The sequence below is a fragment of the Chitinophaga filiformis genome, from assembly GCF_021646545.1.
In the GTDB taxonomy this organism is placed as follows: domain Bacteria; phylum Bacteroidota; class Bacteroidia; order Chitinophagales; family Chitinophagaceae; genus Chitinophaga; species Chitinophaga filiformis_A.
Map to the genome: position 1 here is coordinate 293,628 of NZ_JAKIRP010000003.1, position 23,760 is coordinate 317,387.

The window sequence follows — 23,760 nt, forward strand, 5'->3', positions numbered from 1 at the left end:
CTTTGTACATAAAAGGGGGCCTGACTGTCAGACAGTCAGGCCCCCTTTCTTTTATATCCTTTCTTATTGCAGGATCAGTGGTAATACTTTCTTCTCACCATAGCCTGTCAGTTCGATCAGGTAATAACCTTTCGGCAAACCAGACAGATCCAGTGGCTGCAGTTGCTGTGTTGTAGTACGGGTGTACATTACACGGCCATTGAGATTATATACATTCACCGTCACTGTTTTCAGCAATGGTTTTCCGAATTGCAGGGATACCTGTCCCTCTGATGGGTTCGGGAAGGCTTTCACCTTATTACCGCCCAGGGTCACCTCTCCCACCGCGGTGATAATCACGGATACCGGAGCTGATTTGCTGGTACAGCCATTTCCATTCAGTGATTCCACCATATAAACACCGTTCTTTCTTGCACGGTAATTAGCGGCAGTAGCGCCATCGATGGCCTTATTATCCAGATACCACTGCCAGTTATATTTACCGGAAGTGAACAGGCTGTCGCCACGCTGGGTGATCACTGGTTGAGGAGGCTGATTGGTAATAGTGAACAGCTGTGACCATGCAGTAGTATCTGCAGGAGAACTAGCCACTACTCTCACTGCGTAACTCGTAGCACAAGCCAGGCTATCCGGAAGGTCTACCTCCATAGTAATGTCCTTGCCTGTTCCGGGTCTGGAGCCCAGATTAATCACCTCATCAGGCTGTAAACCTGTCTGGCGGCCACCTGGATTCTTCAGTGTCAGCTGAACTGTAAAGACGTTGTCTGCATTAAAGTCCTGTCCGAAACCGGCAGTTACAGGAAGCGCGCTACCTCCTTCGATCGGACCATCGCCAATGGAGATGGTATCAGTTGGTGTCTCTGGTACACATGGTGTATTTACCGTCACGTAAATACTGTCGGCAGCCCGTTTATAACCGCAGGTATCGTATACGCTAACGGCATAATAACCGGATGCCGTAACCATGATGGCTTTCGTCTGCACGCCGTTATTCCAGGAATAAACAGCGGCTGTAGCACCATTGGAAGCTGTCAGCAATACACTGTCACCACATTGATTACGCTGTTGAGTGATATGCGTTATCCAGATACTGGTATCCACAGCCTGAATGGCCAATGGTTTAGTGATTGAATCGGTTCTGCCAGAAGCTCTTGTTACCTTCAATGTTACGCTGTATGCACCCGGTACTGCATAATAATGAGATGCATCCAGACCAGATACTTCACCACTGCCGTCACCGAAATTCCATTTGTATGTTGCGGAATCCACTGTGTCAGTAATGCCCTTGAAATGTATTACACGCGGCTCGCACGGTGCTGCCTTATAACTGAAATCGAGAACGGTATCAGTTGGCAGCTGTGGAACACATGGTACATTTACCGTCACATAAATACTGTCAGCAAATCGTTTATGACCGCAGGTATCGTAAACACTAACAGCATAATAACCAGATGCGGTAGCCAGGATAGTTTTCGCCTGCACGCCGGTATTCCAGGAATAAACAGCTGTTGCAGCGTTATTGAAAGCTGTCAGCAACACACTGTCACCGCATTGATTACGCTGTTGAGTAATGTGAGTTATCCAGATGCTTGTATCCACAGCCTGGATGGCCAATGGTTTAGTTTTTGAACCAGTTCTGCCGGAAGCTGTTGTTACTTCCAACGTCACATTGTATGCGCCGGCTACCGCATAATTGTGACTAGCATTCAAACCGTATACTTCCCCACTTCCATCTCCGAACTTCCATCTGTATGTTACAGAATCCTGCGTATCAGCAGTACCTATGAATTTTACCAATGTCGGATCACATCCTGTCATTTCGTAACTGAAATCTACAGGCAATACCGGCACATTCACTTTATAATGCACGGTATCTGTTGCGGCAGTACATCCTGCACCATTAGTAACAAATACCCGATAAACGCCAGGTGTTGGACGATTCAATATTGGAGATGAACCTGACATGAATGAGGTATCATTCCGGTACCATTTGTAGTAGTATACAGAATCATGCGGATAAGCGATCAGGGTGTCATTATTTGGATCAACAGAAAGATGTGCTTCCAGTCCTGGCTTAAACGGTTTCAATTCCACATAAACAGAATCTTCCGCCCTGATATTTCCATTAAGATCTCTTACTGTTACAGTGTATACACCTGGCGTAGTAACACGAATCACAGATCCCCCCTGACCATTACTCCAGGAAATAGAACCTGCGCCAGAAATCTGTGTACTGGCAACCACTATGGCGGTATCGCCACAGGCAGTCCATTTCAATATGTAAGCATCCGCATTCCATCCGGCATTAATTACACTTTGCAGTGTGTCTGCAGCGCGGACATTTCCACAGCTGTCCTTCAGCCATACTGAATAATAACCGGTGGTATGCACATGAATGGTATCATTTGTGCTACCGGTACTCCATATTACAGACGCATCAGCAGGATTTTTAACGGCTGTCAGAACATTTGTGCCTGGTAAACTCGTAGTATCACTGATGATATTCACGTTGTAAGGTACCTTCCAAACTGCTACCTGTTTTGACACGCTGTACGTGTGGCCCGCAGCTGTTGTCGCAATAAGGGTAACCGTATATGTACCAGCTGCCTCATAATAATGACTAACAGTATTGCTAGCCCCCGGATATGTTGCAGTCATACCGTCACCAAAATTCCATTTAACAGTTCTTACGGTATCCTGACTGTTAGAAGAAACAGCTGTACCAATGAATTTAATCTGTTGACTAATGCATTGGTCAGCACTATAAATGAAATTGACTGCAACGCTGTCTTTAGGAACACGAAAATACAGCGGTGGCGAAGTAACCGTGCAACCCTGTGTATTTTGTACCGTTACTTTGTATACTCCCGGAATAGGATTAAAGTAAAGACTAAAAAAATTATTTCCCCCGTTTGATAACAAAGTATCATTACGATAGAAGAAATACTGGTTGTTAGGACCGTAAGGCTCAGCGATCAATGTATCACGTCCATATCCCGAATGGGCACTCAACGTCGCGGCATCCAGTGGAGAGATAATAACATTGGCTGAATCCTTGCGTATGTTACCGGTACTGTCTTTAAGAGTAAACCCATACCATCCCTGTTTTGTCACCAGGATAGAGTCGGAGGTTGCACCAGTGTTCCACAATACCCAATAAGATCCTTTACGAGCGTTGGTATTTACCTTTAATGTAGCCATGCAATTGTTATAATTTACGGCCACATTTGCCGTCCATTCAATAGGGACCTGATTGTTGATCCTAAAGGTGTCAGCAGCTCTTTGGATAGTACAGGAGTCCATTAAATATGCTCTACATCCAACCGGTACTGTCGTCTGAATAGTATCGTTGATCGATTTGTATACAAGGTTACGCCCTACGGGATACCATAAGATCTTTTCGGGATTCGCCGTACTCACAGTTTTCGCACTTAGTATATGCATCCCCGGTACAGATACTGTGTCGTCCTGTATCTTGATATCCCAGGCAATTAACGGGTAAATGAGTACATCCTTCGCTGCAAAAGCATTGTAACCTGATTTATAGCAGGCTTCCATAACGACTTTATATATACCTGGCGCATCATAGGTATGTTCGTAGTAATACTTAGCTTTGGGATATACGTCTGACTTACCATCTCCGTAATGCCAGGTGATAGACAAAAGAGAATCGTAAACGGGTACAAGTATGCCGTTGTAAAATTTCATGCTTCCCATCTGACTACAACTGGGCATCATGAAAGTAAAATTGGCCTTAGGCATTATGTTAATCGTATCTGTTATTACATCCCCCGATTTGCTGATCTCAACCCAGTATTTGCCCGGCTCCCAGGTTGACAGGATCTGTGCACTGGAAGCAAAGTTTGGATCCATGCTTTTCCATTTGAAAGTAGCTCCGGTATTTGTAGCAGAAATAAGATATGTTTTATCCCCTCCTGTGTATAAAGTATCCATTCTATTCCACACATTATGTGTAACATATGGCGCGCGGACATTAACAGTATAGGTCCCTACGGAATCACAGACCAGATCTGCGGGATTATTCAATCTTACAGTAGCACGCACATTATAAGTACCCGGTACTGTATAGCTATGAGTAACACTATTGTACAGGCCCTGTGCCACGGAATTTTTACCATCCCCCCAGTCCCAGGACACCTGTCTGACCTGACCCGGCATATAAGGCGCCCCCATAATAGCAAAATCAAGTTTTGCTGTATCATTCGACCATACAACAGGCGTCAATACGCTCGGTGTGATCGCGCCATCTGCGATTGATATAGAACCGGAAAGTGTTGTATCACAGGCTGTATACTTCAGCTGATACAGCCCCACCTGACTTGTCTGCCAGTTGCGCGCTGTAGATACCACATTGCCATCCAGCAACCACTGATAAGTACCCAGGCTATCAAACCACTGGGGCGTAGCAAGGTTCCTTAATGTAACCGGTTGCGACGGATTACAAATGTACACTGTAGATGGCAGCTGCAAAGCAGCTCCTATCCTGATCAGCTGATCATCATGAGCGGAGTAGGTGCCCACCCTGCCAAGCTGGTCACGTACCGTCAGCTTTACACGAAAAAAGCCTTTTTGTAAAAATGTGTGCGTTACAATTGCGCCGGAAGAATCGACCGTACCATCTCCAAATTCCCATTTCCAGAAAACAAGTGGTGTGCGCGTCGGCGACCAGCTGGAATCTTTAAATGTAACGGTAAATGGTGCAGTACAGGATTGATAATGCGATTGTACGAACATTGCCCCCGGTCCATTTTGCCCGAAAGCGAAACGGCACAGGGTTAATAACACAAACAATAGTAGAGATCTCTTCATAAGTATTAAGGGAATATTACAAAATATAGTATTTGCAAATATATGTTAAAACATCCAGTTGGTTCTCCCGCCACCGCATGTACGAATTATATAGATAAAAAAAGGACTGACTATCAACCAGTCAGCCCTTTTTAAATTTTCTTTACTTATTGCAGGATCAGTGGCAATACTTTCTTCTCGCCCTCTCCTGTCAGTTCTATCAGGTAATAACCTTTCGGCAAAGCAGAGAGGTCCAGCGGCTGTAATTGCTGATATGTAGTACGGTTATACATCACACGACCGTTGAGATTGTAGACGATCACCGTTACTTTTTTCTGTATGGCTTTTTCAAATTGCAGCGATACCTGACCTGTGGAAGGATTCGGGAAGGCTTTCACCTTATTAGCGCCCAATGTTACCTCTTCACGTGCATTGATCGATGCAAATCGCGATGCTAAATCTCCATTGGGACTTATACTGGCCACCTGCGACGTGTCACTAGTGCGGGTAAACTGAACCGTATCAGAAACGCCACTGCAACCTGCCCTGTCACGAACATATACCTTATAAGTACCTGGCTGTGGATTAATTAACATAGGATAGTTTCCCACCTGTATTTCCCAGATACCACGGTACCACTTGTACAGATACTCTACAGACGTTGCTGGTTGTTGCGGAAAAGCCATCAGCGTATCATTATTCAGGATAGCTGAACGATGAATTTCAATCGTTGGGTTTAAGGCTTGTTGTGGTAAGACCTTTACTGTGTCTCTGTCAATTACTGTTCCTAACGGATTTTTTAAAACTGCCGTATAAGATGGAAGGATATTATTCAATGCAACGGACACATAAATCGAATCTCCTACGGCACCGTTATACCACACAACAGTATATTTTGGCGTTGGTCTGTTATACACACGCGCCACCAATACCACAGTATCCGAACACGGCTTCAGATAATGATACGACAGATCCATATACGTGACCGCTGTTCCGCTGGAATTGTCATGAGAAGTAACCGGTTTTTTGGCCATAGACATACGGCCCAGAGCGAGCAAAACAAACAATAATAGCATTCTTTTCATAAGTAATACGGGTTAAATTTACACTACAAATATAGACAAAAATCATCATTCAATAAGAAATCCCACCGGTAAACCGGTGGGATTCCCATTATAATATATTATGCTTTTATTTCTCTCTTTCCCAGACCTGGAATGTCAAGGCATGCGCATGTTTTTCATCCTTTTCATGACGCTCGTTTTTCACCAGTTTCCATCCTCTCGGATCAAATTCCGGGAAATAGGTATCGCCGGTAACTTCTGCGTGCACACGTGTAAGGTATAATCTATCTACAATTGGAAGTGCCATTTTGAAAATCTCACCGCCACCGGTAATGAAGATCTCCTCTGTCCCGAATGTTTTAGCTTTTTCAATGCCCGCTTCCAGGGAAGGTACCACGTAGAGCCCCTCAGCCGTATATCCCGATTGCCGGGTGATCATAATGTTGGGTCTTCCCGGCAGAACGCGGCCCAGTTCTTCGAAAGATTTACGGCCCATGACAATAGGCTTACCCATGGTCGTGTCCTTGAAGTATTTCATATCAACCGGTAAATGCCAGGGCAAATGATTGTTAATACCGATCACATTATTTTCAGATGCAGCTACTATTATAGAAAGTGTCAAGCAGTAAACATTTTAAATTCAGAAAAAGTATCATCCCTTATACAGCTACCGGAGCCTTGATATGAGGGTGATGCTGATAATTCAGCAGTTCAAAATCTTCAAATTTGAAGCCGAAAATATCTTTCACCGCCGGATTGATCTTCAGCGTTGGCAGTTCAAACGGCTGACGGCTGAGCTGCAGCTTAGCCTGTTCGAAATGATTACTGTAAAGGTGCACGTCTCCGAATGTATGGATAAACTCTCCCGGCTCCAGGTCGCATACCTGCGCCATCATCATGGTAAGAATGGCATATGAGGCAATGTTGAAGGGTACTCCCAGGAACACATCTGCACTACGCTGATATAGCTGGCAACTCAGGCGACCGTTCGCTACGTAGAACTGGAACAGGCAATGACAGGGACTTAACGCCATCTCAGGCAGGTCGCCCACGTTCCAGGCATTCACAATGATCCGCCGGGAATCCGGATTGTTCTTAATGGTCTTTACAGCTTCGCTGATCTGGTCAATAACACGGCCATCCTTGGTTTCCCAGCTACGCCATTGCTTGCCGTAAACGGGACCCAGATCGCCGTTTTCGTTCGCCCACTCGTCCCAGATGCTTACACCATGATCCTTAAGGTACTTAATATTAGTATCCCCATTCAGAAACCATAACAGCTCATAAATAATGGATTTCAGGTGCAGTTTTTTGGTGGTGACCAGCGGAAAACCTTTCTGCAGATCAAACCTTAATTGGGCGCCAAAGCAGCTCGTAGTACCTGTACCAGTCCGGTCAGTTTTCACAGCTCCCTGATCTATAATGTGTTGGAGTAGTTGAAGGTATTGTTCCATGGGCGCAAAGTAACGAATTTGTCCCTTAAACAAAAAGCGTTTCATAACAGTGAAGCTACCGCTATGAAACGCTATGTATATTTAAAAATATAAGGTGTCTGATAATTTCTATATCCCCCTACGCTTCCTTTCCCGGCGGATCAGTCCCAGCTCACGTCCCATTTGTCCGGAAATAGACGTATTCTCCTGGGCCCTGCGCAGCAGGTATGGCATTACATCTTCTACCGGGCCGTAAGGCAGGTATTTGGAAACATGATAACCGGCATGGGCGAGGTTAAAGGTGATATTATCGCTCATCCCCAATAACTGGGAGAAGCTTACATGTGAGTGGTTATGTGGTAATTGCTGCTGATGTAAAAGGCTGGCGGCCAGCATGCTACTCTGCTCGTTATGTGTGCCCACAAATACAGCCAGTTTATCTATGCGCTCCATACAGAACTTTACAGCAGCGTCGTAATCCCTGTCGGTCGCTTCCTTGTTGGGCTGGATCGGAGAAGGGTATCCCATCTCTTCTGCACGCTTGCGCTCTTTTTCCATGTAAGCGCCCCTTACCAGCTTAGCACCCAGCAGATAGCCCTGTTGCTGCGCCTTTTCGAAGGATTTCTTCAGGAAAGCCAGCCTGTCATGGCGATACATCTGGAAAGTATTATATACAATTACCTGCTGCCTGTTAAACTGCGCCATCAGCTCGTCTGCCAGGTCATCCACCGGTTGCTGGATCCAGGACTCTTCCGCATCTATCAGCAGTCCTATCTTATGTTTGGCTGCCGCTGTTGCAATGGACAGTATCCGGCTCCTGACACGGCCAAATTCTGCTGCTTCTTCCGGCGTCAGTGCTTCACGGCTGTGGATCTTTTCCAGCAGGCTGAAACGGGCAAAGCCGGTTACCTTAATAGCAATGAACGGAATATTGTGATTAGCTGCCGCATACTCTATGGCGCGGATAAATTCAGGTACAGCGTGATCATAGTTCTCCTCTCCTTCCATGGCTTCCACACCATAGTCCAGCACTACTCCCACATGAAATTTCCCCAGGTGATTGGCAGTCTGTGCTGCTTCCTGCAAACTTTCCCCGCCGCAAAACTGACTGAAGATGGTGTTACGGATCAATCCCTTTATAGGCAATTTCATTTTCAGCGCCAGCGGCGTCATTGTTGCCCCTAATTTCACCAACCAGGGCTTGCCAATGCTGCTAAACAGGAAGTCAGCCTTTTTTAATGCCTTATCTGTCTTTGATTCAAAAGCTATGGCGGTATTCTCGAATGATAATGATAGCTGCTTTTCCATGGGCCGCAAAGTTAGTATGCCGACAGATTTCCAACAAAATGATCTGACAACAATGACCGTCCGCCCGCAGCTGTTTTGAAAAACTCGAACAAAAGCCTTCTTTTATTAAACAGAACATCTGTAAGTTTCTTTTTATTTAAACCCAATAAAGCTTCCGTCCTATATTTTTTTCTTTAATTTTATATCTTCATCAAAGTCAATATTTCCCAGTGCCTACTAAGCAAGCAAATACCAGGTCACGTCGCAGATCGCCTTATATTATCGTAGTGCTACTATGTATCATTACCTTAGTCTCCGTATTCTTACTGCGGAAGCCGAAAGAAGTGCTGGCCTCCTTTCATGAAAAAGGACAGACCTACACCACCTACGAAGGCGTACTGGGAGAACGTAAAAAGATCTCACTACCAGACGGAACACCTGTTATCCTGAACAGCAATACCAAATTGCTCGTGCCTGGCAATTTCGCTCAAAGCCACACCCTCCTGCTGGATGGGGAAGCATATTTTGATTCCACCGCTTATCCGCTCACAGTCAAAACAAATATCCTGACCATGACGGCCACAAAACCTGCAGCTTTCAAAATGCGGTGTTTTGAGTCACAACAGGGTGCAACGGCCTACGTGCGGAGTGGAGAAGTGAAGGTGAGCAAATCCTATTATTCCAAAACTGATGATCAGCCGGAGATGTTAGGCCCGGGAAATATGGTACTGGCCAATAAAGAAATTGACCTGATGGAGAAAGAAACATATCACCCGGTAGAAATGGAAACCTGGCTGCAGGATAAACTGACTTTCCATGATGAACCATTTATGAATGCCGTTCGCAAACTGGAGGAATGGTACAGTACAGAGATCTATGTGGAAGGAGACGTATCTGCTGCGGGAGGCGTGAATGGAGAATTCAGCCAGGCATCTTTGACAAAAGTACTGGAAGAGATCCGGCAGACTGCCGGGTTTAATTACAAAGTCAGGAAGAATAAAGTAACTATTGATTTCTGACCTATCCTCTTCCAAAGGCAAACATCTGCGGTACAGCATTTTTCTTTCCGAGAATAATGGCGGTGATTATTTCAGCAGCTATCTGGGCAAACGTAATACCATTACCACCAAAACCCAGGGCAAAGTAAGTACGCGGCATAGCCGGATAATTACCAATGAGCGGAAGTCCGTCGTCAGTTGAAATAAATGTACCCGTCCACTGAAATTCAGATATGAAGCGAATATGCGGAAATTTCTTATTGAAGTCCTCCTGCAACATCTTCCCTTTTTTGCTGATCAGTTTATCGCGCCTCGACGGATTGTAATAGTACTCGTCCCTGCCACCTACCAATATGCGATTGTCTTTTGTCGGGCGCATATACAAATAAGGATCTTTGGTTTCCCATATCAGGCAGTTGTTATGCCAGCAACAACCATCCATCTGCAGGCTTTCACTCGCCGTAGCATATGTAGAGCGCAGTTTTAACAATGGCTCCCTGATATATTGTGAGGCTTCATAACCGGTTGCCATGATGAGGTATTTTGCTTTGATCCGGTGTCCCTCCTGCGTATGAACAATGACGCCATTCCTTTGATGGGAAATATCGGCAACAGTGGTCCTGTCATATACTTCCACTCCCTTTTTAATATTGTACTGATGCAGTAAATGGGTCAGCATGTAGGTATCTGTCTGTGCAGCCATGCGGGAATAAATAGCGCCCGGAGCATCGAACCCCATTTTGTCTTTTACCATCGCATCATCCCAATAGCTCACATCAAAACCCAGCAATTTACGTAAGGCATACTCTTTCCTGATCCATTCCTGATCTTTCTTGTACGACGCCAGAAAAAGGCTATCCCTGCGATCAAAAAAGGGTGCGCCGATCTTCTTACAGATCTTTTCCAACACCCCTATAGCCTCATAACATAACCGGTAAGCGGCAACCGCGTTCTTCTCCCCTATCCTGTTTGTTAAACGGGACAAGGAAACATCTATCTCATACTGTATCAACGAAGTACTGGCGCAGGTACTGCCTAATCCTATAGTACGGCTGTCTGCAACAATAGCCGGTATCCCTGCTGCTGTAAGATAATAGGCCGCTAATGCGCCTGAAATACCACCTCCCGCAATCAATACGTCGGTCTTTACATCATGGTCGAGACGGGGGTAATTGAATGGCAGCCCATATTTTACCAAAGAATAAGGATAACCAGCATGAAGATCCAAGGCGGCAATGTTTTAGTTAACAACAAACATCCAATTATTGTACCGGGAGAAATCAGTTTTACCACTGCAGGCAGGTCGGCTTTTTCGTATAATGGACTAAAAAAAGAACCCGGAACAATAGCGTTCCGGGTTCCCGATCTCTTACGTTGCTGTTTATTCTCAGCTCAGTTCTGCACCTACTCGCTTCAGCAGTTCCAGTGTCTTACGTACACCTTCCTCTTCAGAAAGTTTAGCGCCTTCATATTCGATACCGATATGACCTGTATAACCGGCGTCCTTTACTATTTTGAGCATTTTGCGGTAGTCTGTTTCCACGCAATTGCCTTCGGCGTCAAAATCATGTGTTTTGGCGCTTACACCTTTTGCAAAAGGCATTAATTCTGTAACTCCTTCATAGCGGTCATATTCTTCCAGGCATTTGGTAGCCGCCCATCCCTGTGGCGTATTATCTACAGGTTTGGTACGGTTCAGGCAAAAGTTACCAAAGTCGGGTAAAGTACCACAGTTAGGCATATTCACCTGTTTCATCACACCTGCCAGCCATTTACCATTGGACGAACTTCCGCCATGGTTTTCTACGATGACATTGATGTTATGTGTATTGGCGAATGTTGACAATTTAGCCAGCGATTCTGCTACTGCTTTTGCCACATCATCCGGTTTGCCTTCTCCTGCCGCATTTACACGGATAGCATGACAACCCAGGTATTCTGCCGCTTCCACCCACTTATAGTGATTCTCTACGGCTTTGTTCCTTTTCTTCTCAGCCATGTCTCCCATTTCCCCCTCACCATCAATCATAATCAGCACACTACGCACACCATTATCGCTGCAACGTTTCTTCAGATCTGCCAGGTAGGCTTTGTCCGTTGCTTTATCCTTAAAGAATTGGTTTACATATTCAACAGCTTCAATCCCGTAGTCATTCTTGGCTTTCAGCGGAAAGTCAAGATGCGACAGTTTTCCTCCGAATATAGCCTCATGGAAAGACCATTCCGCCAGAGATATCTTAAAGAATAATTCTTTAGCCGTTTTGTCAGCTGCTGTTTCTCCTACGTTGGTACTGTCTTTGCTTTCCTTTGTGGAAGAGCCGGTATTGCATGCTGCGAGCACCGAGGGCAAAAGACCCGCACCCATAGTGTACAATGCCATCTGCCTGAGAAATTCCCTGCGTTGTTTAGGATTATTCATATACGTGGTTTTATATAACAAAATACACTTTTATGGATCAAAGTAAATGCCTCATGAAAAAAACTGTAAAAAATTACCTTAAAAGAATAGTTTTTTCGCATTTTGTCATTATCTTGATAGCCACTTAACAGTAATTCCCCGTTTGTCTTTATTTATATATTCCACCTCGTTGATGTACAACGTCACTGTTGCTACATTATAAATGATAAACTAAAGCCGTTCCGTTTCCAGCTGAACGGCTTTTTCATTTGGTGCTTCTTTGGGCGGATGCCGGTGCCACCACGATGCCAGCAGAGAACCGGTTACGTTCATCAGCGGACCAAATACCGCCGGCGCCAGTCCCACTGTAGCGATCTTTCCCATATCCTTCGCAATGGCCGTTGCAAGTCCGCCGTTCTGCATGCCCACTTCAATCGCTATCGTACGGCAATCCTGCTCATTCATTCTGATAAGACGGCATAACCAATAACCCAGTGTATACCCCGAGAGGTTGTGTATAAGTGATGATAATATCAGCAATGCACCTACATCCAGCAGGCTTTCACGCCCCTTAGCTGTAATAATGACGATAATAAAAGCAATAGCCGACATCGATACTTTCGGCATGGCATTATCCAGCCATTTCAGTTTACCACTCAGGAAATGATTGAACAGCAGACCTGCCGCCACCGGCAGGATCACGATCTTACAGATGTCCCACATCATTGCGCTGACGCTGATATCTATATAACTGCCTGCCAGCCACTGCATCAGGAAAGGCGTTACAAAAGGCGCCATCATAGTGGAAACGGCCGTCAATGTAACCGACAGCGCCAGATTGGCTTTGGCGAGGTAAGAAATAACGTTGGATGCCATGCCACAGGGTACTGTTCCTATCAGCACCACACCGGCTGCTATTTCAGGCGGGAAGCTGAACAGGTGGGCAAGCCCCCAGCCTACAAAAGGCATAATGGTGAAATGACACACTACACCGGTAAAAACACCCATCGGCATTTTGATCACACCATAGAAGTCGCGTAAGCTCATAGCAGTTCCCATTCCAAACATGATGATCTGGATAAGCGGCGTAATCAGCTTTGAAAGGTCAAAACCTCCTATAGTCAGAAAGTATTGGGGATAATACATTGCTGTGGTAACAGCCGCAAAGATCATCAGCGTATACACAAAACCTCTCGTTTGCGGATGTCTTGAAAAAAGAATGGCCAGTATGACCCAGAATGCAATGATGAAAGGCCCGGCGGCGGGAAGTAATGCTGTCATAAAGTGGAAATAGTTTTAAAATTAAGAATGATCACCAGGTCCTTTTTTCCAGCATCTTATCCAGCTCCTGGCGGGTCATAGGCTTTTTGCCGGCTTGTTTGTGCTGCCATTCCAGAAACGCCTCGCGGATAGCATCTGTCCAGTTATTATCGATCTCGCCAGGCGTATATTTTCCGGCTTTCACCATTTCAAATCCGAACTGGTCTTTTACCTGTATGAACGCTGCAATACCGATCACTTTTTCTGCCAGGTGTGCAGGCACAAATACCACACCTTCACTGGAAGTCAGCACCAGATCGCCCGGCAGCACTACCGCACGGCCAATACGTATCGGTACATTCAACCCCGACAACATCACATTTTTCAGGAAAGAGGGATCCCAGTCACGCACCAGCGCATTAAACCCGTTGATCTCTTTCAGCCCTTCCAGGTCGCGTGCAGCTGCGTTAAACACTACGCCATTGCCTGAGCGGGCATAAATAGCGTTGCCCAGCGTAGAACCGATCAGCGTACCATCCGCTATTTTACCAAAGCCATCCGCAACATATACGTCCCCTTTCGATAACTGCTGGATAGGCCAGGAATTGCTGTTTCCCTTAAAGCCCCGCTGCTGTCCCCTCTCCTTCATATGCAACTCCACATCAGGACGGGAGGGTATGAACATCGCTGTTATAGCACGACCAACAATCGGCTTGTCGTCATGGATCATTTTCCAGCCGCCATCAAACTGGCAATGGTAGCCTTCTCCCTCAAGAATCGTCCATACATCATCCAGGCTTACCGTACGCGCCTGCTCAACAACTGCGTCTGGTATTTTCGGCCTTCCGTCAGGAAAGCGCTCTCCCTTCCACTCGGCAGTAAGAAAGATCAGTTCCTCCCTGGGAATGGTCTGTGCATACAAGCAGCATGACAGTAACAATAAAGGGAGGAAATAAAACAATTTCATGTATCAGTTTTTGAATGAAGAATATACTAAAAATACCCAATGCTTCGGGTTATTTAGGCATTGAAATACCGTTAAGATCATATACCACCTTTCCCGCACGCAGTGTTGCTTCACATACCAGTCTGCTGTCGCCTTCCACACGTGTGTGCGCATCAGTAAAGCCGAACCTCCCTTTTTCCACACGCAGGATAGCAATATCTGCCACACTTTTCTCCGACAGGTTGCCCAATTCCTCATGATGTATCGCGCTGGCTGCAGCCGAAGTGCCTGCCTTCACCAATTCCGGCAGGGACATTCCCATGTTCAGGAATTTGGACATGACGTTCAGCATGTCCTTCATGTCTCCGTTCATACTACCGCTATGAATATCTGTACTGATCGTATTAGGATAAAACCCCGCCTTCAATGCAGGAATGGCCTGTGAATAACTAAAGCTGGTACCTCCATGCCCGACGTCAAACAGAATACCTTTCTTACGGGCATCCTGCACAAACGGACGCAGCTTACCACTATCGTCAACAATAGACATACGGCCTTTCACTTTCGCATAGGCATGTGTAAAGATATCGCCGGGACGCAGGTGCTGCATGAATAGTTCCTCGAGCGACAAAGGCGGATTACTACCACCAAAGTCAATCATGACAGGCGTTCCCGTGAGGCGTCCCGCTTCTACCGCACGGTCTACCGGCGCCCATTCTGCCCCTTCATAATGCGCCACTTTTGTTCCCACTATCCATTGTTTGTAACGGCGGATGGTCAGCGCTGTCATTTTCGCATCCATATCCCTGAGGTCCTGTTCATAAGGTCCGCCACGCATACCGCCGCCAACAATATTGATAAAAGCAAGCACTCTTGTTTTTGAGTGCCGGATAGTCTGATCAAGAAAAAGCTCAAAGTTCTCCCAGCCGGAGCTACCCGCGTCCACAACGGTAGTCACGCCACAGCGGAAAGTAAAACCATCCGGCGCCACGGCCTCATAACTGTTGTTCAGGTAACGGTTGGGAGTAGTACCCATGAAGTTGTGTGTATGAATGTCTATCAGCCCCGGTGTGACATACAAGCCGCTTGCATCAATGGTTTTCTGCGCTGCAGCCGGGTCTATGTGCGCTGCTACTTTTGCAATAGTATCGTTTGTCAATGCAATGTCCATGACTGCATTGATATTATTTTTCGGATCTATAACGTGCCCGCCTTTGATCAGCAGGCTGTATTGCTGGGCGCGGGCACCGGTGAAAATAACATTCACCGATACCAGCAGTACCAGGTATTGAATGATGCTCCTCATGACCTTACTTTTTAATACTGAGACCTGTGCATGAATGAAAGAACCGGGTAGGCGGCGCCCCTGCGACAGTATACAAAGAGCTGCGCGACAGTATCGAAACGTGCAGTCCTGTTTACTGGCAGGAGCGCCCTTTACCGGCTTATGTAAATCCGAAATCGTTTAAAGAGAAAACAGGGCAGAGTTGGCAATTCCGTGCACTTTACCAACCCTGTAGTTCCCTGTAGGTGATTAAACACACCACTGTTTATCAACCATCAACCATGCGCTTCAGACAGTGCCTTTTCTGTCAATACTTTTTTCAGTTGTGTTGCGACTATTTTTTCCTGGCCGGGCACCAGCATCCAGGTGGTAACATTAAAGGTGTGCTGATTAGCGCCATCGGCGACTTCTATAGAAGGATTGCCGCTACGGAGCTTTTCCCTGATCTCTGCTGCTGTAGCAGGGATCTTCGCTGGATCCCAGGAGATATGCAAGGTGGGAATATGATTGGCCACTGGTGGTACCACCACCTTGGTTTCCACACCAGATACCGTTTTTACCGCGTCGCTGATCAGCTTAATCTGCGCTTCCCACATCTTCCATTCTTTCGCATGGTCAGTGGCCAGGTAAGTTTCCAGCGCCACCAGCATGCCCAGTATCTCTTCCTTGTTTACCTTCAATCCTCTGCCAATCGTATTACCACGGGGAGCCGTGCTCAGTCTTGCAGCTTCAATATACTTCTTCCTACCCAGCAGCAGTCCCGCACTCTGCGGACCGCGAATGCCTTTACCTCCCGAGAAGCAAACGAGATCATACCCCATTTCAGTGTACCTGAACAGATTCTCTACCGGAGGCACATCTGCCGCACAGTCTATCATGGTAGGGATACCATGTGCCTGCGCTATTTTCAGGAACTCTTCCACCTGTACCTTGCCGTCGAAGTTGTTGGCGTTGAGAAAATACATGAGAGCAGTCTTATCACTGATGGCCTTTTCCAGTGCTTCGCGGCCACCTTCAACATATACGATCTTCAGCCCTGTATTTTTCAAAGCATGCACATAGGGAATATCGTGCTCTTTCTGCAGGATCACTTCTGTTTTCATGCCTGTACCTTCCAGGAAGGGCAGCTGTACCACCTTCTTTTCGTCCATGCCGGTCAGTACGCCTGCAGCCCCCAATGTCATGGCAGCGGCAGCTCCTGATGTAACAGTAGCGTATTCACAACGCAGCAGTTTAGCGATACGTTGCCCTACTTTATCCTGCAGCTCATCCAGCAATACATATTCTTTTGAAGCATAATTGATGGCGCCCATCACTTCCGGGCGCATCAGGGAGCCTGTCATAAAAGTATAGGTACCGGCAGCATTGATAAAAGTGCGGATGCCCAGCTCCTTGAAATAGTCCTTTCCACCTGCAGCCGCATCTACCGTTTCATCAGGTAAGGGCAATAGTTTAGTACTGCCTGCAAGAGCACCGAATACCGGGATTGCAGACATATTCTTCAATAAGTCTCTGCGTTTCATCCGTTAATTTTTTATTTTTTACTGGTCGGATGGAACCTCGCATGAACCTGCCCCCGTGTGAACGAGGTCCATCATGCTCGGTTTCATAAGTAAAAAAAGAAAGAGTAAAGAAAAGCGCTTCCTCAGAGGGTAGCGATGCAATCCATCTCTACGAGAGAATCGCCGGGCACACCTCCATATACTGCTACCGTGGTACGGACAGGCGGATTTTTACCGAACCGTCCTCTGAACACCTCATTCATCGCTTTGTAATCATTCAGATCATGCAGGAACACACTTACTTTCAGCACCTTTTCCATTGATGACCCTGCCTTGGTCAGTACTTTCTCCATTTCTTTTAATACATGGTCCGTATGTGCTTTGATATCTCCTTCAAAGTGGGCGCCTATTCCCGCGATATAGACCGTGTTGCCATGGATCTTAAAACTTGAGAACAATGGCACTTCCTGGTCGTAGATCACCTCTCCCTGCGGAGTGCCTCCCGGCAAAGCAGGAGCTGCGGCTTTGGCAATTGCGTTGACACCTGTGATTCCAGCCAATGTAGCTGCTATCTTCTTTAATACGGATCTTCTTTGGTTTTGCATGATTTCAGTTAATTTGAGATACGGGTATGTTATTGTTTATCCCACCATACGCGGGTTGTCATCAGGTTTGGTCCCTGACGGGTAATTGCTTCCGCCAGGCTGCCGCTGTTCACGCTTTCTTCAGAAGGCGGATATAACAGACGGCGGGGAATAGTGCCACCGGTCGTATTACCAGGAACATTTACCGGTGTCAATGCAGGATATCCGGTACGGCGCCAGTTAGCATGTATCTCCTGCTCATCGAGGAATAAAGACACCCATTTCTCCTGCCCGATCATCGCTTTCATAGCCTCTGCACCTCCTGTCAGCGGATGAGCAGCCTGATAGGCAGCGATCTTTTCCCGGGCAATCACACCACCACTGCCAAACAATGCCCAGTTACGCATAGAAGCCCCAATGGCGTCAGCAAATGCGCCAGCAGCGCTTCCTTCCCACCAGCCATTCACGCCCGCTTCTGCCAGCAACAAGTTCACTTCGGCGGCACTCATCAGGATGAAAGGGGCATTGTATTGAAGGATAGTAGCCGGATTCGGCTCTGAATAGGTGGTAAAATCAGCCGGCTTATTCAGCAGACCATTTGGCATACCCTTCTGGAGTGCGGTGCTGGTATCTGCTTTACCATTATTCCATACTATAGCAATAACATTCAAACGGGGGTCATTGTTTGCCCTAAGCACATCAATAAATGTCTTGGCCAGCTTACCGCCCTCTGTATTGTTATTGCCATTTGCTACTGCATAATCGTTAGACAACATACTGGCTGCTGCAGGATTACGGTTGATAGCCTGTGAACCATCCACATACTTCATCGTAGCAATATCTCCATCCGCGGTGATGACACCTCCGGCAATAGCCTTCTTTACCCAGGTCTCTGCCACATCAGGCGCCTTTCTTGACAGCCGCATGCCCAGACGCAGCATCAGGGAATACGCGAACTTCTTCCACTTGTTCACATCACCGGAATAAACAAAGTCGCCAGGACCAAAAGTTGCTACTGCCGGATCCAGTTTCGCAGCTGATTCGTCCAGCTCTTTCAGCATGTCGGCATAGATATCTTCCTGTGCGTCATATTTCGGTGTGAAGTTATTTTCTGTATATCCTTTCGCTGAAGCTGAATATGGAATGTCGCCGTACAGGTCTGTCAGGCGGTGCATGATGTACACCCTGAAAATGCGGGCGATAGCCAGCTTATTCCCGTCAGCAGGATTATCTGCATCCAGTGCATTGATAGTAGTGGCTATTTCATTGACAGCAGTTGTATATCCTGTTGTGAAATAATCGTAGGGATAGGTACCCTGCTGGAAATAATATTTATCACCGATACCAGGTACATCCTTGTAAGTAGCGAAATGTTGCATAGAACCGCCACAGGCCAGTACATCAGTAGAGAAATAGCTGTTTCCAAAAGCATCCAGCAAAGCTTTACTGAACATATATTCAGGCTGTACGGTCGGTGATGCATCCGGATTCACATTCATTTCTTCGAATCCTTTATCACAGGACTGGAAAGCCAGCGTTGCTGCAATGGCTGTATATAGTAAGTAGTTAAAGCGCATTTTCATCCGTAGTAGTTTTAGAGATTAGAATTTCACCATCAGGTTAGCACCGAAGCTTCTTGTACGTGGAATACCAAACGCCTCAAAGCCTTGTGCATTACCATTTGTATAGCTGGATTCCGGATCGAAGTTGTCAGTCTTTTTGTACAGGATGGCCAGGTTACGAGCTACAAAAGAGATGGAAGCACTCTGCACAAACTTCATCTTCTGTACAGGGATCTGATAACTGAAGATCACCTGGCGCAGTTTTACAAAGCTGCCGTCAAACAGGAACTGATCTGTGTAGTTCTTGGTGTTGTCGTAATAGAGACGCAGATTCGCTACCGGGATCGTGTTGTGGTATTCATTACCATTCTGGTCAACACCATTCAGTTCCAGACCTGTTTCCCTTCCTGCCAGTGTTTTCTTGTGCAGACCGAAACGGGTGGCGTATACATCTGTACCGGAGAATACTTTGTTACCAAACTTACCGTCCAGCAATATATCGAGCGAGAGACGTTTGTAATTGAAAGTGTTGCTCAGCCCCATTGTTAAAGGTGGCACCCCATTGCCGAGAGCTACCAGGTCACTCTTCTGCTCATAACCTGTTGTGCTGTTATATACAGTTTGTCCTTTTGCATTCTTTACAGTAGTATATCCTTTAATAATACCATAAGGCTGTCCTACTGTATTGTGGATAAATGCCCAGCTACCTACGCTCGTTGCCATCTGTAAAGTGGTCAAACCCGCAGCCAGCTGCTCTACCCTGCTGGTATTATGCGCCATATTGTAGCTCACATTCCACGAGAAGTTCTTTGATTTAACAGGTGTACCGGTCAACAGTAACTCGATCCCTTTGTTAGACAACTTACCTACGTTCAGCAAAGCGTTGTTATAACCGGAAGCGGTAGATACAGCTGTGCTTACGATATCGTCAGTAGTCTGCTTCTTATAATAAGTGAGGTCAATACCCAGTCTGTTATCGAAGAACTGTACTTCGCCGCCCACTTCAAAAGTAGTAGAGGTCAGCGGTTTCAGGTTGGAGTTGGTAACCAGGTTCACGAGATTGGATTGTGTGATCTGCTGTACCGGACGGCCCAGGTGACCACCCTGTACCATAGAGTAAGTCTGGTTCAGGATGTAAGGATCGGGCGTAGCACCACCCACCTGTGCCCATGAACTGCGCAGTTTTGCAAAGCTGATCGCTTTAGGCAGTTTTACCGCATCTGACAATATAACACTTCCACCTACAGACGGGTAGAAGATATTGTTGCTCTTTGGACTGAGTGTGGAGAACCAGTCCTGGCGTCCTGTGAAGTTCAGGAAGATGACAGATTTATAATCCAGGTCCACAGAACCGAACACTGAGTTGGTGGCTACTTTATTCCTTGTAGGCGTAGTAGTAGAAGTGGTCAGATTGGTAGAACTGTAGAAGAACGGAATGATAAACTGTGTACCGGTGATAGCGGTCTGGTTGGAATTGAAGCGACGGGCATTCACACCAGCCAGTGCATTCACACCAATAGTACCGGCAATCTTGGTATTGTAGTTGGCAGTCACCATAGAGTTGGTCTCAGCAACTGCATTTCTCAGTTCACTGTACTCACCTGCAGCACCGGTCGTATATACTGTACCGGTAGGAATGATACCTACGTAGTTGTAGTTAAAGAAGTCGCGGCTCACAGTACCTTTTACATAGAGGTTCTTCAGCAGATCGTACTTCACGCTCGCCTGACCGATAAAACGGTTTTTGGTATCGTTGTTCTTAAACCTGTTGATAACGAAGTAAGGGTTAGATGCGTACGCGGTTTCGTTCCACTGGATCTCACGGCCTGTTTCATCATAACCGGGATCGAGTGAGCGGATATCCACCGTGTTTGCGATCATATACACGCCCCAGTTGGGGTTACCGGTGGCATCCCCGGAACTGGAGCGGTTGGTTGCATTCTCAACATTATATTGCGCTACAGCTTCTATGCTCAGTTTTTTACCCAGGAAAGCATTCAGGTTCAGGTTCGCGATCTTCTTGTCGAACTTGGAGTTGGGAACGATGCTTTTACTGTTGGTATTAGAGAGCGAGAAGCGGAAATTTATGTTCTCACTGCCACCGTTGAATGCTACAGTATTGGTAAAGGTAGATCCGGTACGGTAGAAGTTTTTGATATTATCCCTCTGAGGAGAATAGGTATGCATTTTACCATCGAAGGCGATGTATTGCGTACCATCCATTTTAGTACCCCATGAACGGCGGCCGTAGGTAATAGCTTCTGCCTGTGAAGTTGGCTTCAGGCCTTTATCACCCTGACCATATTCATACTGCCAGTCAGGCATTACGGAAGGCGTTTCCAGGGTCATAGTAGTATTGTAGTCTACACCAATACCTTTACGGGCGCGGCCTTTTTTGGTAGTGATGAGGATAACGCCATTTGCAGCACGGGAGCCGTACAATGCAGCAGCAGAACCACCTTTCAATACGCTGATGGTCTCGATGTCGTCCGGATTGATACCGCCGATACCATCACCTCTGTCCACGTTCTGGCCACCACCGCCGGTAGTAGGTGCACCACCTGGTGTGGTATTGTCTATCGGCATACCATTCACTACATATAAAGGCTGGTTCTCACTACCCAGTGAACTGTTACCACGGATGATCACACGGCTGGAACCACCGGGGCCGCTTGCCAGGCTCGTAGCGTTCACACCGGCGATCTTTCCGCTCAAAGCATTGGCGATGTTCACTTCGCGTGCCTGTGTAAATTCACTTCCTTTTACTTCTGTTACGGCATATACCAGCGCCTTTTTCTCTTTTCTGATACCGAGGGCTGTTACTACCACTTCAGACAATGATTCATTCGCTTCTGCAAGGCTTACGGTTAAAGGAGCGGCCGCATCGGTCACGTTCACTTCCTGTTTGCTGAAGCCCATAGAGCTTACAATCAGCACGAAGGGAGGAGTAGCGCCCTTCAGGTTCAGTTCAAAACTGCCATCAGCAGCAGCCATCGTAGCGACTGATGTGTTTCCCTTGAGCACAATGCTGGCGCCGGGAATGGGTGCGCCATCAGGACCCGTTACCTTACCCTTCAGCTTATCAGCCATCAGACTGTTGACGTTCAGTATGGTAGCGGCTGTTGGTACATATATGGAATACTGTGTTTTATTGACGCGCATATAGGCTAATGAGAAATCAGAAAGCAGCAGCTTCAGGGCAGCTTCTGCCTCCATACGCTCTGCTTTTTCCAGTAACTCAGCAGATACTACTTTCCCGTCCAGTAGCCCCTCCTTGTAAGCAATACGGATATTCTGGAACTTCTTCAGCTTTATTAAAGCTTCTTTCAGGGACACAGTAGCTGATACATGTTTTACAGGGATCTTATCAGATTGCCTCGCGGCATACATCGAGGGCGTCTGTGCACTGGCAGATATGGCAATACCTGGCAGCAGGGCACAAGAGAGCAGCCCCAAAACGAGATTTTGGTTCAAAATGTTCATAATTTTTTTTTACGTGTCCTAGTTTCTTCCGCAGCGTTTACGCGCGTGTTTTCCCGCTGTTATTTTCCTGAAGTAATGACAAGCTCCTTCTCAGAAGGCTGTTCTATTTTGACGTTCAGCGTCGTGGTAATTACAGTCAATAGTTCTTCTACGTTGGCTACGTTAATATCTCCCTCGATCTTTAGCTTTTTGATTGATTGTTCACTGACCTTTACAGTGTAACCATAGTTGTCCTGCAATGTTTCTATTATCTCACTTAATGTGGCATCTGTAAACGTTAGTGGTACCTGTGTCCAACGTTTAATTGATTCCGGCTTGTCTATCTTTTTAGTTAGTAATAAATGACTATCTGCGTATTCAATATAATCGCCCGGCAACATCACCACTGCTTTCGGTGCGGCAGGGCCGTTGAATCCTACCTGGATCTTTCCTGTTACCAGTCCCACCTTCGTTTTTCCATGGCGGCTTCTTACATTAAAGGACGTTCCCAATACTTCTATCGTAAGGCCATTGCTATGTACCAGGAAGCGTTGTCCGGGCCGGATATTAAGTGTATCCCTGTTCAGGTGTTTCACATCGAAGAAAGCCTCTCCTTCTATCCATACTTCCCTGGCAGCGGTGGTATCCCATTTCTCGTTGAATGTAATGGAGGAAGAAGCATTCAGCGTTACTACTGAATGGTCGGGCAGCGTGATCGTTCTCTTTTCACCATAGCCTGTTGCTATCACTTCCTGTGCTGGTTTACCCAGTTTTGTATAGAGCAGGTAACCACCCACAGTCGCGATCAGGACAATGGCCGCAGCGCGTACCCAGGTGCTCATGCGACGGATCAGTGCAGGACGGCGGTTGTTATTTGCTTCTATGGTAGCGGTGATCCTCTCCAGCACATGTGCCTTATTATCCTTGTTCTCCCACACTTCCTGCGAACGATAGGTACGGATCACGCTGACGGCAAACTCATAGTTAGCGGCAGCGGATGGGTACTCCAAAGGGAATTCGCTCCAGAACTGTGCTACAAGTGCATCCTGTTCTTTGCCTGACACCCACTTTATAAAGGCATCATCGTCCAGGAAGTCTTCCAATCTATATGTTGCATATTTCTCATTGTTCATCACGATATCCCCGATTTACTACTATTAGACATGACAT

16 protein-coding genes are annotated in these 23,760 nt (G+C 46.6%); 1 reads left to right on the forward strand and 15 read right to left on the reverse strand.

The features are described from left to right. Positions 1 to 63 precede the first annotated feature (63 nt). The 5 genes from L3C95_RS11005 to L3C95_RS11025 form a co-directional block, all read right to left on the reverse strand. Positions 64 to 4,830, reverse strand: a complete 4,767-nt coding sequence (locus L3C95_RS11005) for a PKD domain-containing protein (RefSeq protein ID WP_236386228.1) — start codon at positions 4,828 to 4,830, stop codon at positions 64 to 66. A 146-nt stretch (positions 4,831 to 4,976) separates the two neighbouring features. Further along, the gene (locus L3C95_RS11010; RefSeq protein WP_236386226.1) at positions 4,977 to 5,894 is read right to left on the reverse strand and encodes a T9SS type A sorting domain-containing protein; all 918 of its coding nucleotides are present in this window, start codon (positions 5,892 to 5,894) and stop codon (positions 4,977 to 4,979) included. Between the two features lie 106 nt (positions 5,895 to 6,000). Beyond that, positions 6,001 to 6,495 carry a dihydrofolate reductase gene (locus L3C95_RS11015; protein WP_236386224.1) on the reverse strand — a complete coding sequence of 165 codons (495 nt, stop codon included), beginning with the start codon at positions 6,493 to 6,495 and terminating at the stop codon, positions 6,001 to 6,003. Between the two features lie 37 nt (positions 6,496 to 6,532). Continuing rightward, complete coding sequence (locus L3C95_RS11020; protein ID WP_236386222.1) at positions 6,533 to 7,327, reverse strand: thymidylate synthase; 795 nt, start codon at positions 7,325 to 7,327, stop codon at positions 6,533 to 6,535. 108 nt (positions 7,328 to 7,435) lie between these two features. Beyond that, positions 7,436 to 8,614 (reverse strand): proline dehydrogenase family protein, encoded by a 1,179-nt coding sequence (locus L3C95_RS11025; RefSeq protein WP_236386220.1) that lies wholly within the window; start codon positions 8,612 to 8,614, stop codon positions 7,436 to 7,438. A gap of 209 nt (positions 8,615 to 8,823) precedes the next feature. Here L3C95_RS11025 and L3C95_RS11030 point away from each other — a divergent pair, with 209 nt between their 5' ends. After that, entirely contained in the window at positions 8,824 to 9,612 is a 789-nt protein-coding gene (locus tag L3C95_RS11030; protein WP_236386218.1) for a FecR family protein, read from the forward strand. Between the two features lies 1 nt (position 9,613). On the opposite strand, the gene L3C95_RS11035 is transcribed toward L3C95_RS11030, so the two are convergent. The 10 genes from L3C95_RS11035 to L3C95_RS11080 form a co-directional block, all read right to left on the reverse strand. Further along, positions 9,614 to 10,819, reverse strand: coding sequence for an NAD(P)/FAD-dependent oxidoreductase (locus L3C95_RS11035; protein ID WP_236386216.1), 1,206 nt, complete (start codon positions 10,817 to 10,819; stop codon positions 9,614 to 9,616). A 159-nt stretch (positions 10,820 to 10,978) separates the two neighbouring features. Continuing rightward, positions 10,979 to 12,010, reverse strand: a complete 1,032-nt coding sequence (locus L3C95_RS11040; protein WP_236386213.1) for a sugar phosphate isomerase/epimerase family protein — start codon at positions 12,008 to 12,010, stop codon at positions 10,979 to 10,981. A 210-nt stretch (positions 12,011 to 12,220) separates the two neighbouring features. Beyond that, the gene (locus L3C95_RS11045; RefSeq protein WP_236386211.1) at positions 12,221 to 13,270 is read right to left on the reverse strand and encodes a bile acid:sodium symporter family protein; all 1,050 of its coding nucleotides are present in this window, start codon (positions 13,268 to 13,270) and stop codon (positions 12,221 to 12,223) included. Positions 13,271 to 13,301: 31 nt separating this feature from the next. Further along, positions 13,302 to 14,216, reverse strand: a complete 915-nt coding sequence (locus L3C95_RS11050; protein WP_236386209.1) for an RraA family protein — start codon at positions 14,214 to 14,216, stop codon at positions 13,302 to 13,304. A 49-nt stretch (positions 14,217 to 14,265) separates the two neighbouring features. Further along, a complete protein-coding gene (locus L3C95_RS11055; protein ID WP_236386207.1) occupies positions 14,266 to 15,501 on the reverse strand; it encodes an amidohydrolase/deacetylase family metallohydrolase in 1,236 nt (411 codons plus the stop codon). 254 nt (positions 15,502 to 15,755) lie between these two features. Beyond that, complete coding sequence (locus tag L3C95_RS11060) at positions 15,756 to 17,003, reverse strand: aminotransferase class V-fold PLP-dependent enzyme (protein WP_236386206.1); 1,248 nt, start codon at positions 17,001 to 17,003, stop codon at positions 15,756 to 15,758. Positions 17,004 to 17,125: 122 nt separating this feature from the next. Further along, positions 17,126 to 17,587 (reverse strand): RidA family protein, encoded by a 462-nt coding sequence (locus L3C95_RS11065; protein WP_236386204.1) that lies wholly within the window; start codon positions 17,585 to 17,587, stop codon positions 17,126 to 17,128. Between the two features lie 29 nt (positions 17,588 to 17,616). Next, a complete protein-coding gene (locus tag L3C95_RS11070) occupies positions 17,617 to 19,149 on the reverse strand; it encodes a SusD/RagB family nutrient-binding outer membrane lipoprotein (RefSeq protein ID WP_236386203.1) in 1,533 nt (510 codons plus the stop codon). A gap of 18 nt (positions 19,150 to 19,167) precedes the next feature. Next, positions 19,168 to 22,611 carry a SusC/RagA family TonB-linked outer membrane protein gene (locus L3C95_RS11075; RefSeq protein WP_236386200.1) on the reverse strand — a complete coding sequence of 1,148 codons (3,444 nt, stop codon included), beginning with the start codon at positions 22,609 to 22,611 and terminating at the stop codon, positions 19,168 to 19,170. Between the two features lie 59 nt (positions 22,612 to 22,670). Beyond that, positions 22,671 to 23,723, reverse strand: a complete 1,053-nt coding sequence (locus L3C95_RS11080) for a FecR family protein (protein ID WP_236387241.1) — start codon at positions 23,721 to 23,723, stop codon at positions 22,671 to 22,673. Positions 23,724 to 23,760 lie beyond the last annotated feature (37 nt).

What these genes read in the sequence shown, in the direction of transcription:
- L3C95_RS11005 (WP_236386228.1), bottom strand. Translation starts at nt 4,830, where the DNA reads ATGAAGAGATCTCTACTATTGTTTGTGTTATTAACCCTGTGCCGTTTC.
- L3C95_RS11010 (WP_236386226.1), bottom strand. Translation starts at nt 5,894, where the DNA reads ATGAAAAGAATGCTATTATTGTTTGTTTTGCTCGCTCTGGGCCGTATG.
- L3C95_RS11020 (WP_236386222.1), bottom strand. Translation starts at nt 7,327, where the DNA reads ATGGAACAATACCTTCAACTACTCCAACACATTATAGATCAGGGAGCT.
- L3C95_RS11025 (WP_236386220.1), bottom strand. Translation starts at nt 8,614, where the DNA reads ATGGAAAAGCAGCTATCATTATCATTCGAGAATACCGCCATAGCTTTT.
- L3C95_RS11040 (WP_236386213.1), bottom strand. Translation starts at nt 12,010, where the DNA reads ATGAATAATCCTAAACAACGCAGGGAATTTCTCAGGCAGATGGCATTG.
- L3C95_RS11045 (WP_236386211.1), bottom strand. Translation starts at nt 13,270, where the DNA reads ATGACAGCATTACTTCCCGCCGCCGGGCCTTTCATCATTGCATTCTGG.
- L3C95_RS11050 (WP_236386209.1), bottom strand. Translation starts at nt 14,216, where the DNA reads ATGAAATTGTTTTATTTCCTCCCTTTATTGTTACTGTCATGCTGCTTG.
- L3C95_RS11055 (WP_236386207.1), bottom strand. Translation starts at nt 15,501, where the DNA reads ATGAGGAGCATCATTCAATACCTGGTACTGCTGGTATCGGTGAATGTT.
- L3C95_RS11060 (WP_236386206.1), bottom strand. Translation starts at nt 17,003, where the DNA reads ATGAAACGCAGAGACTTATTGAAGAATATGTCTGCAATCCCGGTATTC.
- L3C95_RS11065 (WP_236386204.1), bottom strand. Translation starts at nt 17,587, where the DNA reads ATGCAAAACCAAAGAAGATCCGTATTAAAGAAGATAGCAGCTACATTG.
- L3C95_RS11070 (WP_236386203.1), bottom strand. Translation starts at nt 19,149, where the DNA reads ATGAAAATGCGCTTTAACTACTTACTATATACAGCCATTGCAGCAACG.
- L3C95_RS11075 (WP_236386200.1), bottom strand. Translation starts at nt 22,611, where the DNA reads ATGAACATTTTGAACCAAAATCTCGTTTTGGGGCTGCTCTCTTGTGCC.
- L3C95_RS11080 (WP_236387241.1), bottom strand. Translation starts at nt 23,723, where the DNA reads ATGAACAATGAGAAATATGCAACATATAGATTGGAAGACTTCCTGGAC.